The following is a 12719-nucleotide window of genomic DNA, read 5'->3' as shown; positions in this document are numbered from 1 at the left end:
CACAAGGGTTAAGAGGAAATTGAAACGCAATGGCCGAAAGGACGCATTTCATGGAACTGGCGCTTGCGGAAGCCCGTGCCGCCGGCGAGCGGCAGGAGGTTCCAATCGGCGCGGTACTGGTTCTGGACGGCCGCGTCGTTGCCCGTTCCGGCAACCGCACCCGTGAATTGAACGATGTGACGGCGCATGCCGAAATCGCCGTGATCCGCATGGCCTGCGAAGCGCTGGAGCAGGAACGCCTGCCCGGCGCCGATCTCTACGTGACACTGGAACCCTGCACCATGTGCGCGGCGGCGATTTCATTCGCCCGTATCCGCCGGCTCTATTATGGCGCGGAAGACCCGAAGGGTGGCGCGGTGCATAATGGCGTGCGCTTTTTCAGCCAGCCGACCTGCCACCATGCGCCGGACGTCTATTCCGGGCTGGCGGAAAGCGAAAGTGCTGAAATCCTGCGGCAATTTTTCCGCGAGAAACGTCTCGACGATTGAGCGGCCGGCGGGAGGCTCAGTCTTTCCCGCAGGCCATCAGCCCTTTGTTACTGGAAGGGGTTCCACCAGCTCTTGCCGGTGTTTGCCACGGCCGCTTCTTTCTTGCGGCGCTTTTCCTTCTTCTGCTCCGGCTCGCCGAGATCGGTCAGCTGGTCCTGCGGGACGCTGCGATATTCAGCCGGCGGATCGGTCAGGAATCGGCGCTGGGCATTGACCACGGAACCGCCCTGGGCGTCGGCCTTGGCCTTGCGGAAGGCTTCCCATTTCTGGCTTTCGGTCATCTGACCGGCCGTGCCGTTGCCGGCAAGCAGCGGCGAGCGGTAATGCGGGTTGTTCTTGTTGGCGTCCGCCTCTTCGCGCAGGCGTTCGCGGGTTTCCTCCGGCGATTCGACCCATTGCGGGTTGTTTTCGCGGCTGGCCATGTTCTGCTGCGGCGCGGCCAGCTGTTCGGCGCGGGCTTGGGCGGGAACGACGAGACCGGGGCGCGGGCCGTATTTCAGGTTGCGCTTGTCCTGGTCGTTGCCGGTGATCGAGGTCGCGCTGCCGAGATCGTCGACCAGCTGTTCCGCCGCCGTCTTGCCCGTCCCATAGGTCGGGCTGGTGCATGCACCGAGCAACACGCCTATCGCCGTGACGCCGACAACCGTGCGAAACATGCCCAAACTCTGCGCATTACCCTGCATCATCTTCATTGAAACCCTTCCAGCCGTCCGTCCCACTTCGCCAGACATCGTCTTTCGGCAGGCGGCAGCCCGCATTGCCGTGTAAATCCGGCCATTTTCAGGCAGGTGTACCGGATGAAGAGGCAAAGCGCAATTCGTCCGGCCATTTTCATCGCACATCGGCCAGAAACGCGGAATCGAGTTTCAGGCCGATGCGCAGCTTCAAATCATCCGAGTGCGGCAAGCTCCCGCAGCGCCGCCGCATCGCGCGCCGATACGTCGGGATATTGCGGATCGGAACCGACATCGGTGGTGATACGCCAGGAACGGGCACATTTTGCGCCTTCCGCCAGCTTCTGCTCGACCACGACCTTCGCGACTTCCGGCAGGCGGAAGCCATCGGCGGGGCCTTCATCGCCCACCACCGAGATGGCCGAGGTGATGCAGATTTCGGCGAAATCCTGCCCCTTCAGCGCCGCCAGAAGATCGGCATCGGCGATGTGGACGACCGGCGCGGCCTCCAGCGAGGAGCCGATGCGCTTTTCACGGCGCTCGACTTCCAGCGCGCCGGTGACGACGGTGCGGACCTTGCGGATTTTTTCCCACTTCGCTTCCAGCGCGTCGTTTTTCCATTCCGCCGGGATTTCCGGGAACTGGACGAGATGCACCGATTCCGCATCCGGATACCGCGACAGCCACGCCTCTTCCGTCGTGAAGGGCAGCATCGGCGCCAGCCACGAGACGAGGCAATCGAACAGTTTGGCGATGACGGACAACGCCGCCCGGCGCTTCAGCGACGACGGCGCGTCGCAATAAAGCGTGTCCTTGCGGATATCGAAATAAAAGGCCGAAAGCTCGACATTGGCGAAATCCACCAGCGCGCGGGCGATCTTCTTGAACTCGAAACCGTCATAACCTTCGCGCACGACCTTATCCAGATCGGACAGGCGGTGCAGCACCAGCTTTTCCAGCTCCGGCAGATCGTCATAGGCGATCTCCTCGCCCTTGTAATGGGCAAGGGTGCCGAGCATCCAGCGGATGGTGTTGCGTAGCTTGCGATAGGCATCGACATTGGTCTGAATGATGGCCTTGCCGAGGCGCTGGTCATCCCAGTAATCCGTCGTCATGACCCACAGGCGCAGGATATCCGCACCGGCGTCCTTCATGACTTCCTGCGGGGAAACCACGTTGCCCTTGGACTTGGACATCTTCTCGCCCTTCTCATCCATGGTGAAACCATGGGTGACAACGGCGTTATAGGGCGCACGCCCACGCGTCGCGCAGCTTTCGAGCAGCGACGAGTGGAACCAGCCGCGATGCTGGTCGGAGCCTTCGAGATAGACATCCGCCGGCCATTTCATGTCCGGGCGGTCTTCCAGCGTGAAGGTATGGGTGCAGCCGCTGTCGAACCAGACGTCGAGGATATCCATGACCTGCTGCCAACGGGCGTGGTCGTGGTCGTTGCCGAGAAAGCGTTCCTTGGCGCCTTCGGCGAACCAGGCATCCGCACCTTCGGCCTCGAAGGCCTCGAGGATGCGGGCGTTGACGGCCTCGTCCACCAGAACCTCGCCCTTCTCGTCGGCGAAGACGGCGATCGGCACGCCCCAGCTGCGCTGGCGCGACAGAACCCAGTCGGGACGACCTTCGATCATGGCGCGCAGGCGGTTCTGGCCGGAGGCCGGCACGAAACGCGTCTGGTCGATGGCGGAAAGCGAACGCGAGCGCAGCGTGGTGCCGTCACCCAGTTCCTTGTCCATATAAACGAACCATTGCGGCGTGTTGCGGAAGATGACGGGCTTCTTGGAGCGCCAGCTGTGCGGATAGCTGTGCTTCAGGCGGCCGCGGGCAAAGAGGTTGTTTTCGGCGATCAGCGCCTTGATGACGCGGTCGTTGGCATCGCCCTTCTTGCCGTTATCGTCCATGACGCGGGCCGCGCCGCCTTCGGCGGACGGGCCGAAACCGGGGGCGTCCTCGGTGTAGAAACCGTCGTCGCCGACCGGGAACGGGATGGCCGACGAAACGCCGCGGGCTTCCAGCTCACGCTGATGCGCGATCCAGACGTCAAAGTCCTCGCGGCCATGGCTCGGCGCGGTGTGCACGAAACCCGTACCGGCATCGTCGGTGACGTGATCGCCATCGAGAAGCGGAACCGGGAAGTCGTAGCCGAGCGATGCCAGAGGATGGGCGCAGGTGATGGCGGCCAGTTCTTCGGTTTTGACATCGCGAACGAGCTTGAAGGTCAGCTTCGCCTTGGCCGCTGCCTCATCGGCAAGCTTCTTGGCGAAGATCAGCTTTTCACCCGGCTGCGGGCCGAAATCGTTCTCAGCGCTTTCCACTTCGTAGAGGCCATACTCGACCCGCGACGAAAACGCGATGGCGCGGTTGCCGGGGATGGTCCACGGCGTGGTCGTCCAGATGACGACGGCGGCGCCGGAAAGAGCGGCGGCCGCATCCACGACCGGGAATTTCACCCAGATCATGTCGCTCTCGACATCGGCATATTCGACTTCGGCTTCCGCCAGCGCCGTGCGTTCCACGACCGACCACATGATCGGCTTCGAGCCGCGATAGAGCTGGCCGCTCTTGGCGATCTTCAAAAGTTCGCCGGCGATGCGGGCTTCGGCATGGAAGTTCATCGTCGTATAGGGGTTTTCAAAGTCGCCCTCGATGCCGAGGCGCTTGAACTCTTCCGACTGGATGGCGATCCAGCCGCTCGCGAATTCACGGCATTCCTTGCGGAATTCGTTGACCGGGATGTCGTCCTTGTTCATCCCCTTCTGGCGATATTTTTCCTCGATCTTCCATTCGATCGGCAGGCCGTGGCAATCCCAGCCCGGCACGTAATTGGCGTCGTAGCCGCGCATCTGGAACGAGCGGGTGATGACGTCCTTGAGGATCTTGTTCAGCGCATGACCGATGTGGATGTTGCCGTTGGCATAGGGCGGGCCGTCATGCAGCACGAATTTCTCGCGGCCGGCGGCGGAGGCGCGCAGGCGCTTGTAGAGGCCCATCTCCTGCCAGCGCTTCACCGTTTCCGGTTCTTTCTGCGGCAGGCCGGCGCGCATCGGAAAATCCGTCTGCGGCAAATAGAGGGTGGCGGAATAGTCGAGTTTTTCTGCGGTGTCGCTCATAATCGTACCGTTGTTGCGCGCCGTGTCGGTCGCGCCGTCTCAATTTCAAAGAGGGCAAATACGGAAAGCGCCATGACCAACGTCATGACAAGCGCCAAAAATCCCGGACCTTCCGGCTCGTCAGAGCGGGCGGAAGGCCGGGCCAATAATTCGGCCAATCTGAATTCCAAACATCAACCGGTATTGGGACATGGCCGGTTGTTTATGCGGTTTTCCGGCAAAAAGGAAGAGAAAAGCGACAGCAAACCGGGCCGGAATAACGGCAGGCAGGTCCCGCCAGATCAAAAGGCGATCTTCGCGTCCAGTTCACTCAGCGGCCGCACGCCGGCCAGCATCGCCCGCGCCTCCTCCTCATCGCGCCTGATCTGCGCCACCAGAGGATCGAGGCCATCGAATTTCAGCTCGTCGCGCAGATGGCCGAAGAAGGACACCGAACAGACCTCGCCGTAAAGATCGCCGGAGAAATCGAAAACGAAAGTTTCAAGCAGCGCCGCGCCGTTTTCGGTGACGGTCGGGCGGTAACCGAAGCTTGCGACGCCGTCGCGGATCGAACCGTCGGGGCGGCGGAACCGCGCGGCGTAGATGCCCGCCTTCAGTTCCGTCTCCGGCGCCAACGCCATGTTGGCGGTGGGGTAACCCAGCGTACGGCCGAGTTTCTGGCCGCCGATGACTTCGCTTTCCACCGTGAAGCGATAACCGAGCAGGCCTGCGGCGCCCGCCACATCACCTTCGCACAGAAGCGAGCGGATGCGGCTGGAGGAGACGACATCCGCGCCCTCGTCGCGGAAGGCATCCACCAGCGTCACGTCGAAGCCATGGCGTTTGCCGGCCTCCATCAGGAAGGCCGGACCGCCCTCGCGGCCATTGCCGAAATGAAAATCGAAGCCGGTGACGACGGCGCTGGCGTGAAGCCAGTCGACCAGAATGGACTGGACGAATTCCTCCGCCGAGCGCTGCGAAAATTCCCGGTCGAAGGGATATTCGATGACGGAGCGGAAACCGATCGCTTCGAGAATGCGCGCCTTCAACGGCGCCGGCGTCAGGCGAAAGACCGGCGTTTCCGGACGGAAGACGGAACGGGGATGCGGCTCGAAGGTCAGCACCAGCGCGGGAACGCCGCGTGCTTCCGCCAGTTCCAGCGCCCGGTCCAGCACTGCCCGGTGGCCGCGATGCACGCCGTCGAAATTGCCGATCGCGATGACGCCGCCGCGAAGAGCTTCCGGCAGCGGCTCCTTTTTTTCATTGCGGTGAAAGACGGTCATGGCAGTCGATCCATTTTTTTAGCCGGACACGGTTCAGGCCAGGCGGGGCATCCACCAGCCGGGAGCAGCACCCTGACCCTTCAGATAGGCGTTGAGAAGCGCCTCGTCCGTGTGGCCGTTCAGCGTATATTCGGCGGCGTGAATGCCGCCGCTGATATAAAGAAGGTTGAGGCCGCTCGCAATCGCGCCCTTCACATCCGTCGGCATGCCGTCGCCGATGGCGAGCACGCGATCCTTGGCGAAGGCGCCGCGCACCTCCCTGGCCGCCGCAAGGCAGGCCTCATAGATCGGCGCATGCGGCTTGCCGGCAATGCGGACTTCGCCGCCGAGCTGTTCGTAATAGGCGGCCATGGCGCCGGCGCAGGGGATGATGCGCTCGCCGCGCTCCACCACCAGATCGGGGTTGGCGCAGATCATCGGCACCTTGCGGGCAATGAAGCCCTTGAGCATTTCGGTATAATCCTCGGGCGTTTCCGTCTCGTCGTCGAAAAAGCCGGTGCAGACCACGGATTGTGCTTCCGTCTCGCCGACGCGCTCGACATCGAGACCGTCGAGCAGCGGCAAGTCCCGCTCCGGGCCAAGCAGGAAGACTTTTTTCGGGCCTTCCGCGATCAGGCCGCGGGTGACATCGCCTGAGGTGATGATACGGTCATAGGCCTCGTCAGGCACGCCGAGAACACGCAACTGGGCGATGACGCCGGGAGCCGGACGCGGCGAATTGGTGATGAGCACCACCGTCTTGCCGGCCTTGCGCGCTTCGTGCAGCGCAATCGACGCATCCGGAAAGGCGCTGACGCCATTGTGCAGCACGCCCCAGACATCCGAAAGAATAACGTCGAACCCATCAGTGATTTCGCCGAGGGTGAGAATGCGATGGGCCATGAGATGCTTTCCGGCTGCGAGAAGAGGGTGAGCGTCACATCGCAAAGCGGGACGCCGATGGCAAGGAAAAAAGCGGTGCAGATGTGCGTTCCGCTCCGCCCGAAAACAATGGGCCGCAAAAGATGTGGCTTCATCGCGCCCCACGTTGTTGACTGACGTCACGGCGCCTTCGACGTCATCCTCGGGCCTGTCCCGATGATCTGCAACCTATTGATTTTATTCGACGTAGATAGATCCTCGGGACAGGCCCGAGGATGACGTCGGCGACCTTTTCTGATGCTGTCACTCCCCTCACACCCGGTTTGGCCGTATCCGCCCGCCTCTCGGAAATTTCTGTCATGGAACGCTGATAACCATAAGCCATGAAATTTTTCAGACAGGGCGTTCTTGACTCCGGCAGAAGCCCTCCTTATCTCGGTTCCGCTGGCACTCGATGAACGAGAGTGCTAACACCCATCACGCGAGTTCCAAAAGCTCGCGCAGTCATTTGATCGAGGGATTAGACAATGACAAGCACCAATTTCCGCCCGCTTCACGATCGCGTCGTCGTTCGTCGCGTTGAGTCCGAAGAAAAGACCAAGGGCGGCATCATCATTCCCGACACCGCCAAGGAAAAGCCGCAGGAAGGCGAAATCGTCGCCGTCGGTTCCGGCGCCCGTGACGAGGCCGGCAAGGTCGTCGCTCTCGACGTCAAGGTTGGCGATCGCGTTCTGTTCGGCAAGTGGTCGGGCACCGAAGTCAAGCTCAACGGCGAAGACCTTCTGATCATGAAGGAAGCCGACATCATGGGCATCATCGGCTGATTCCGGCCGACCCGTCCTTCTTTAAATTTCAAGCCGGACCCGGTCCGGCCATTCGAAACCAGGAGTTTTGAAAATGGCAGCCAAAGAAGTAAAATTCGGCCGCACAGCGCGCGAAAAGATGCTCAAGGGCGTCGACGTTCTTGCTGATGCAGTGAAGGTCACCCTCGGCCCGAAGGGTCGTAACGTCGTTATCGACAAGTCCTTCGGCGCACCGCGCATCACCAAGGACGGCGTTTCCGTCGCCAAGGAAATCGAACTGGAAGACAAGTTCGAAAACATGGGCGCACAGCTCGTTCGCGAAGTTGCCTCCAAGACCAACGACATCGCCGGTGACGGCACCACCACCGCGACCGTTCTGGCCCAGGCCATCGTTCGCGAAGGTTCCAAGGCAGTTGCTGCCGGCATGAACCCGATGGACCTGAAGCGCGGTATCGATCTGGCCGTTGCCGAAGTCGTCAAGGACCTTCAGGCCAAGGCCAAGAAGATCAACACCTCTGAAGAAGTCGCGCAGGTCGGCACGATCTCCGCAAACGGCGAGCGTCAGATCGGTCTCGACATTGCTGAAGCAATGCAGAAGGTCGGCAACGAAGGCGTCATCACCGTCGAAGAAGCCAAGACCGCCGAAACCGAACTCGAAGTCGTCGAAGGCATGCAGTTCGACCGCGGCTACCTGTCGCCCTACTTCGTGACCAACCCGGAAAAGATGGTTGCGGACCTCGAAGACGCCTACATCCTCCTGCACGAAAAGAAGCTCTCGAACCTCCAGGCCATGCTGCCGGTTCTCGAAGCTGTCGTTCAGACCGGCAAGCCGCTCGTCATCATCGCTGAAGACGTCGAAGGCGAAGCTCTCGCAACGCTCGTCGTTAACAAGCTGCGTGGCGGCCTCAAGATCGCTGCCGTCAAGGCTCCGGGCTTCGGCGACCGCCGCAAGGCCATGCTGGAAGACATCGCCATCCTGACCGGTGGTACCGTCATTTCCGAAGACCTCGGCATCAAGCTCGAAAACGTGACCCTCGACATGCTCGGCAAGTCGAAGAAGGTTTCGATCTCCAAGGAAAACACCACGATCGTTGACGGCGCCGGCCAGAAGTCCGACATCGAAGGCCGTGTTGCCCAGATCAAGGCCCAGATCGAAGAAACCACTTCCGACTACGACCGCGAGAAGCTGCAGGAACGTCTTGCCAAGCTCGCTGGCGGCGTTGCCGTTATCCGCGTCGGCGGTTCGACGGAAGTCGAAGTGAAGGAAAAGAAGGACCGCATCGACGACGCTCTCAACGCGACGCGCGCTGCCGTTCAGGAAGGCATCGTACCGGGCGGTGGCGTGGCTCTGCTGCGTTCGTCCACGAAGATCACCGCAAAGGGTGAAAACGACGACCAGGAAGCCGGTATCAACATCATCCGCCGCGCCCTGCAGGCTCTGGTTCGCCAGATCGCAGACAACGCAGGTGACGAAGCTTCCATCGTTGTCGGCAAGATCCTCGAGAAGAACGAAGACAACTACGGCTACAACGCCCAGACCGGCGAATATGGCGACCTGATCCAGCTCGGCATCGTCGACCCGGTCAAGGTTGTCCGCACGGCTCTGCAGAACGCAGCTTCGGTTGCTTCGCTGCTGATCACCACCGAAGCCATGATCGCCGAGCTTCCGAAGAAGGACGCTCCGATGCCGGCAATGCCGGGCGGCGGCATGGGCGGCATGGACTTCTAATCAGTCCTGTCACTGGAATGAGGAAAGGGCGGTCTTCGGATCGCCCTTTTTCGTTTGCCGCCCATGCCCTTTGAGTGGTCCGGCGTCGCAAGCGCGCCAGACGGGCGGCATGGACCTCCAATCAGTCCTGTCACCGGAATGAGGAAAGGGCGGTCTTCGGATCGCCCTTTTTCGTTGCCGCCCATGCCCTTCGAGTGGTCCGGCGTCGCAAGCGCGCCAGACGGGCGGCATGGACCTCCAATCAGTCCTGTCACTGGAATGAGGAAAGGGCGGTCCCCGGATCGCCCTTCTTCTTTGCCACCCAGGTCCTTTGTTGATCCGGCTCTGCGAGTACGCCCGAATCCGCGTCAAATATTGTGTCTTTTTGGAACAAAGCCAACTTTAGGCGGCCTGTTTTCGACAGCCATGCAATAGTAGCGCATCGAGACGGCGAATCACCATGGCCAACGGGCCGGACATCAGCCGCGGCAAGCTTATAAGCTCGACATTTAGTTGTCTTTTTTCATATATTTCGCGATTACGATGAAGGAATACATCATATTTTTGATTTTCTCACTGGCCGGTTGTTGTCGATAGAGGAAAATAAACTATAAGTCAGCGCCCAAAGGGTGCCGCGACAGGATGCACGCATTGAAGGGGTTTCGATGCGGGCAAAGACGTCCAGCTGCGGATGGTGGTGAAAGTTCAACCTGACGGCGATGCTTGACACAGCAGCGCCGGCTCGATGTTCATGCGGGGGCGCGATTTGTTTGAAATATCAAGACGCAACGATGCTCTGCCGATGGCTGCGGCAACCATGCCCGATCCGCACACCCTGTCGCATTTCTTCATTTCGGAGGAATGGAGCAGCGATCTTGCAAGCGGCGTGATAAGGCTTGGCGAACACGCCTCTTTCATGCATGGCCTGCCGCCGGGCGAATGCGGGCTGCTCAGCCTTGTCCGCTGTTATGACCGTGGCGACCACGCGCGCGTGCTTGAACTTTTCGAGCAGGCTTCCACGGCCCCCTCGCGCTTCTGTTTTTCAACCGGAGTCTCCATCTTGCCGGCCATGCGGCAGCCGGTCATCTGCATGGGTGAATCCTCCGGCTTCGACGGCGGCCAGCAGGGCTGGATTTCCGGGCTGTTCCTGTTTCCGCGTTTCGAAGATATTCGCTTCGCCGCCTGACCATGCCGTCCGAGCCGAAGATTGTTCACAGAATGAAGACGATTTGTCTCCTGTCGTTCATCTTTATGGATGGGTGATTTTCGGGCATTGATATCTGCAGACATTGCCTTGCAGCTCACCGGCGACACGCCGATCATCTACCGGAGATATCCATGTCCAGCAGCCAGAACGTTCTCGTTCTCATCGCCCGCCTTCTGCTTTCCTTCATCTTCATCTCGTCGGGCTTTGGCAAGCTCGTCGATCCGGCCGGCACGGCCGGCATGATCACCGGCGCCGGCCTGCCCGCCGCAACCGCGCTTGCCTATCTCGCAGGCCTGTTCGAACTCGTTGCCGGCCTTGCCATTCTCGTCGGTTTCCAGACCAGGATCGCCGCCTGGGCGCTTGCCGTCTTCTGCGTTTTCACCGGCCTGGTTTTCCACAGCGGCACCGTTGCCGTTCCCGGCTGGCCTGAGCCGGCTCTTGGCTGGATCAACACGTTGAACGGCATCATGATGGTGAAGAACATCACCCTTGCCGGCGCTTACATCCTGCTTGCCGCCTTCGGCCCCGGGGCCTATTCCGTCGATGCGCGGCGCGGCGCGGCTGTTGCCCACGCATAAGCCAAATAAATCGATCAACAAAAAGCCGCCGGATCACTCCGGCGGCTTTTTGTTTTCCGTCGTCAGACCGCCGCCCTTATGCGCGAGGCGATCTCCTGAACCGTCGCATCGCCATCATGTTCCGGCTTGCGGGCACGCACGAAGCAGGCTTCCGAACGGACGATGATGCCATCGGAGAGGATTTTCAAATGGTTGGCCTTGAGCGTCGAGCCGGTTGAGGTGATATCGACGATGATATCCGCCTGCCCCGCCGCCGGCGCACCTTCGGTGGCGCCAAGGCTTTCGACGATGCGGTAAAGCTGAATGCCGTGCTGGCGCGAAAAGAACTGCTGCGTCAGCCGCCAATATTTGGTGGCGATCGCCAGTCTCCGGCCATGGCGGGCGCGGAATTCCGAGGCTACGTCGCCGAGATCGGCCATGCTGTCCACATCGAGCCAGATTTCCGGCACCGCGACCACGACATCGGCATGGCCGAAACCGAGGCGGGCGCAGAATTCCACCTGCGCATCGGCATTGGTCAGCCCCTCGCGCACAAGGTCCTCGCCCGTTACGCCGAAATCCACCGTGCCGACGCCGATCTCGCGAGCGATCTCGGAAGCCGACAGATAGGCGATCTCGATATCGTCGCGCCCTTCGACGCGGCCGCGATAGGAGCGGTCATTGCCGACGGCCGCGACTTTCAGCCCGGCGCGTTCGAGAACGGCGGAGGCGTCCTCCTTCATCCGGCCCTTGGAGGGCAATGCGATGGTGATCATGGCCTGTTGCTCCCGCGCACCGCTTCGATGCGATCCAGCCAGAGCGAGAAGCCCACGGCCGGGATTTTTTCTTGTGCGCCGAGCAGGGTCAGCAACCGGTCGAAACGGCCGCCACCGGCCAGCACGCTGTCTGCGCCCGCTTCCACCACCTCGAAGACAAGGCCGGTATAATAATCGAGCGGACGCCCGAAGGCGGCGCCATAGGTGACGGTTTCGAGATCGACGCCGGCATTGGCAAGCGCTGCGACACGCTTGTCAAAAGCGGAAAGCGCACCGTCCAGCTTCAGCTTCGCCTTTGCGGCAAAATCGGCCAGAACCTGCGAAGCCTGCGGCAAGGGGGCCTTCAGGGCCAGGAACTGCTTGAGCAGCGCGAAACTCTCATCCGGCAGGCGCGTGGCCGCAAGCGCCAGCTTCTCCCGCAGACGACGGGCGATTTCCTGCGGCGAGCGGCTGGCATTGGTGGAATAGCCCGTCTCCTGCATCACCGTGTCGAGATAATCGACCAGCACCGTCTCGTCTCCCGTTGCCAGAAGGCCGGCGACACGGGCATCGAGGCCGGTCATCGGTTTGGGATGCACGAGGCTTTCCAGCAACGCGTCGAGCTGCGCCATATCACCAAAAGCCTGCACCAGCCGCTTCTGCCAGCCGAGCGGCAGGCCAAGGGCGGCAACCACCGCTTCGAACACCTGCTGGTCGCCCAGCGTGACCGCAAGCGAGCGGCCGGGCAAAAGCCGCTTCAGGATCGCTGTGGCGTCGATGACGGCACGGGCGTCGGCGGCGGCGATATCGGTATCGCCGAGATCCTCGATGCCTGCCTGATAAAACTCATTCGCGCCCTCACGGCGCTGGCGGAAGACTTCACCGAGATAGGAATAACGTTTCGGCGTGCCGGTCGCCGTCTCGATATGGCGAAGGCAGACCGGAATGGTGAATTCGGGGCGCAGGCAGAGGCTCTCCCCCGTCTCGCTCTCCGTCATGAAGATACGGCGGCGCAGATCCTCGCCGGCCATATCCAGAAAGGGTTCGGCAGGCTGGATGACGGGCGTGTTCACACGGCTCGTGCGGCGCGCGGCGAATTCTTCCAGTAGCTCTCCGGAAAATTCCGGCATGTCGATCAGGGGCATGGGACATTTCCTGTCGAAGCCGTGGGGTACCCCCCTCTGCCCTGCCGGGCATCTCCCCCACAAGGGGGGAGATCGGCAAGAGGCGCTACCACCACTTCAATTGCAGACATCGAGTTAGGCGAGACCGCGCCACGCATCGA

General features: G+C 61.4%; 11 protein-coding genes. 5 read left to right on the top strand and 6 right to left on the bottom strand.

The window, feature by feature from the left end:
* Positions 1–29 precede the first annotated feature (29 nt).
* Entirely contained in the window at positions 30–488 is a 459-nt protein-coding gene (locus ACI2KA_RS07350) for a nucleoside deaminase (RefSeq protein WP_404500645.1), read from the top strand.
* A 47-nt stretch (positions 489–535) separates the two neighbouring features.
* Here ACI2KA_RS07350 and ACI2KA_RS07345 read toward each other — a convergent pair whose 3' ends face one another.
* The 4 genes from ACI2KA_RS07345 to ACI2KA_RS07330 form a co-directional block, all read right to left on the bottom strand.
* Positions 536–1180, bottom strand: coding sequence for a hypothetical protein (locus ACI2KA_RS07345; RefSeq protein ID WP_404500643.1), 645 nt, complete (start codon positions 1178–1180; stop codon positions 536–538).
* Positions 1181–1377: 197 nt separating this feature from the next.
* A complete protein-coding gene (gene ileS, locus ACI2KA_RS07340; protein ID WP_404500641.1) occupies positions 1378–4281 on the bottom strand; it encodes an isoleucine--tRNA ligase in 2904 nt (967 codons plus the stop codon).
* Between the two features lie 281 nt (positions 4282–4562).
* Positions 4563–5543 carry a bifunctional riboflavin kinase/FAD synthetase gene (locus ACI2KA_RS07335; protein ID WP_404500639.1) on the bottom strand — a complete coding sequence of 327 codons (981 nt, stop codon included), beginning with the start codon at positions 5541–5543 and terminating at the stop codon, positions 4563–4565.
* A 33-nt stretch (positions 5544–5576) separates the two neighbouring features.
* Positions 5577–6425 (bottom strand): TIGR01459 family HAD-type hydrolase, encoded by an 849-nt coding sequence (locus ACI2KA_RS07330; RefSeq protein WP_404500637.1) that lies wholly within the window; start codon positions 6423–6425, stop codon positions 5577–5579.
* 506 nt (positions 6426–6931) lie between these two features.
* Here ACI2KA_RS07330 and groES point away from each other — a divergent pair.
* The 4 genes from groES to ACI2KA_RS07310 all read left to right on the top strand — a co-directional run bounded on the left by groES (position 6932) and on the right by ACI2KA_RS07310 (position 10700).
* On the top strand, positions 6932–7228 hold the full coding sequence (groES, locus tag ACI2KA_RS07325) for a co-chaperone GroES (RefSeq protein WP_004440196.1): 297 nt from the start codon (positions 6932–6934) through the stop codon (positions 7226–7228).
* Positions 7229–7301: 73 nt separating this feature from the next.
* On the top strand, positions 7302–8936 hold the full coding sequence (groL, locus tag ACI2KA_RS07320; RefSeq protein WP_063947704.1) for a chaperonin GroEL: 1635 nt from the start codon (positions 7302–7304) through the stop codon (positions 8934–8936).
* Between the two features lie 730 nt (positions 8937–9666).
* Complete coding sequence (locus tag ACI2KA_RS07315; protein ID WP_404501186.1) at positions 9667–10101, top strand: hypothetical protein; 435 nt, start codon at positions 9667–9669, stop codon at positions 10099–10101.
* 152 nt (positions 10102–10253) lie between these two features.
* Positions 10254–10700: a DoxX family protein gene (locus ACI2KA_RS07310; protein ID WP_404500635.1), complete on the top strand. Its 447-nt coding sequence runs from the start codon at positions 10254–10256 to the stop codon at positions 10698–10700.
* Between the two features lie 62 nt (positions 10701–10762).
* Here the strand turns inward: ACI2KA_RS07310 and hisG are convergent, their stop codons facing one another.
* The gene (hisG, locus tag ACI2KA_RS07305) at positions 10763–11455 is read right to left on the bottom strand and encodes an ATP phosphoribosyltransferase (protein WP_404500633.1); all 693 of its coding nucleotides are present in this window, start codon (positions 11453–11455) and stop codon (positions 10763–10765) included.
* Complete coding sequence (locus ACI2KA_RS07300; RefSeq protein WP_404500631.1) at positions 11452–12579, bottom strand: ATP phosphoribosyltransferase regulatory subunit; 1128 nt, start codon at positions 12577–12579, stop codon at positions 11452–11454. Before ACI2KA_RS07300 ends, hisG begins: the two co-directional genes overlap by 4 nt.
* Between the last annotated feature and the right edge of the window lie 140 nt (positions 12580–12719).

The organism is Agrobacterium sp. NPDC089420 (genome assembly GCF_044900305.1).
Classification (GTDB): Bacteria; Pseudomonadota; Alphaproteobacteria; order Rhizobiales; family Rhizobiaceae; genus Agrobacterium.
Note: the sequence above shows the minus strand (reverse complement) of the source record. Positions and strands in the feature narration are given on the sequence as shown.

Excerpts from the sequence above, each read along its gene's own strand:
- ACI2KA_RS07350 (WP_404500645.1), top strand. The coding sequence starts at position 30 with ATGGCCGAAAGGACGCATTTCATGGAACTGGCGCTTGCGGAAGCCCGT.
- ACI2KA_RS07345 (WP_404500643.1), bottom strand. The coding sequence starts at position 1,180 with ATGAAGATGATGCAGGGTAATGCGCAGAGTTTGGGCATGTTTCGCACG.
- ileS (WP_404500641.1), bottom strand. The coding sequence starts at position 4,281 with ATGAGCGACACCGCAGAAAAACTCGACTATTCCGCCACCCTCTATTTG.
- ACI2KA_RS07335 (WP_404500639.1), bottom strand. The coding sequence starts at position 5,543 with ATGACCGTCTTTCACCGCAATGAAAAAAAGGAGCCGCTGCCGGAAGCT.
- ACI2KA_RS07330 (WP_404500637.1), bottom strand. The coding sequence starts at position 6,425 with ATGGCCCATCGCATTCTCACCCTCGGCGAAATCACTGATGGGTTCGAC.
- groES (WP_004440196.1), top strand. The coding sequence starts at position 6,932 with ATGACAAGCACCAATTTCCGCCCGCTTCACGATCGCGTCGTCGTTCGT.
- groL (WP_063947704.1), top strand. The coding sequence starts at position 7,302 with ATGGCAGCCAAAGAAGTAAAATTCGGCCGCACAGCGCGCGAAAAGATG.
- ACI2KA_RS07315 (WP_404501186.1), top strand. The coding sequence starts at position 9,667 with ATGCGGGGGCGCGATTTGTTTGAAATATCAAGACGCAACGATGCTCTG.
- ACI2KA_RS07310 (WP_404500635.1), top strand. The coding sequence starts at position 10,254 with ATGTCCAGCAGCCAGAACGTTCTCGTTCTCATCGCCCGCCTTCTGCTT.
- hisG (WP_404500633.1), bottom strand. The coding sequence starts at position 11,455 with ATGATCACCATCGCATTGCCCTCCAAGGGCCGGATGAAGGAGGACGCC.
- ACI2KA_RS07300 (WP_404500631.1), bottom strand. The coding sequence starts at position 12,579 with ATGCCCCTGATCGACATGCCGGAATTTTCCGGAGAGCTACTGGAAGAA.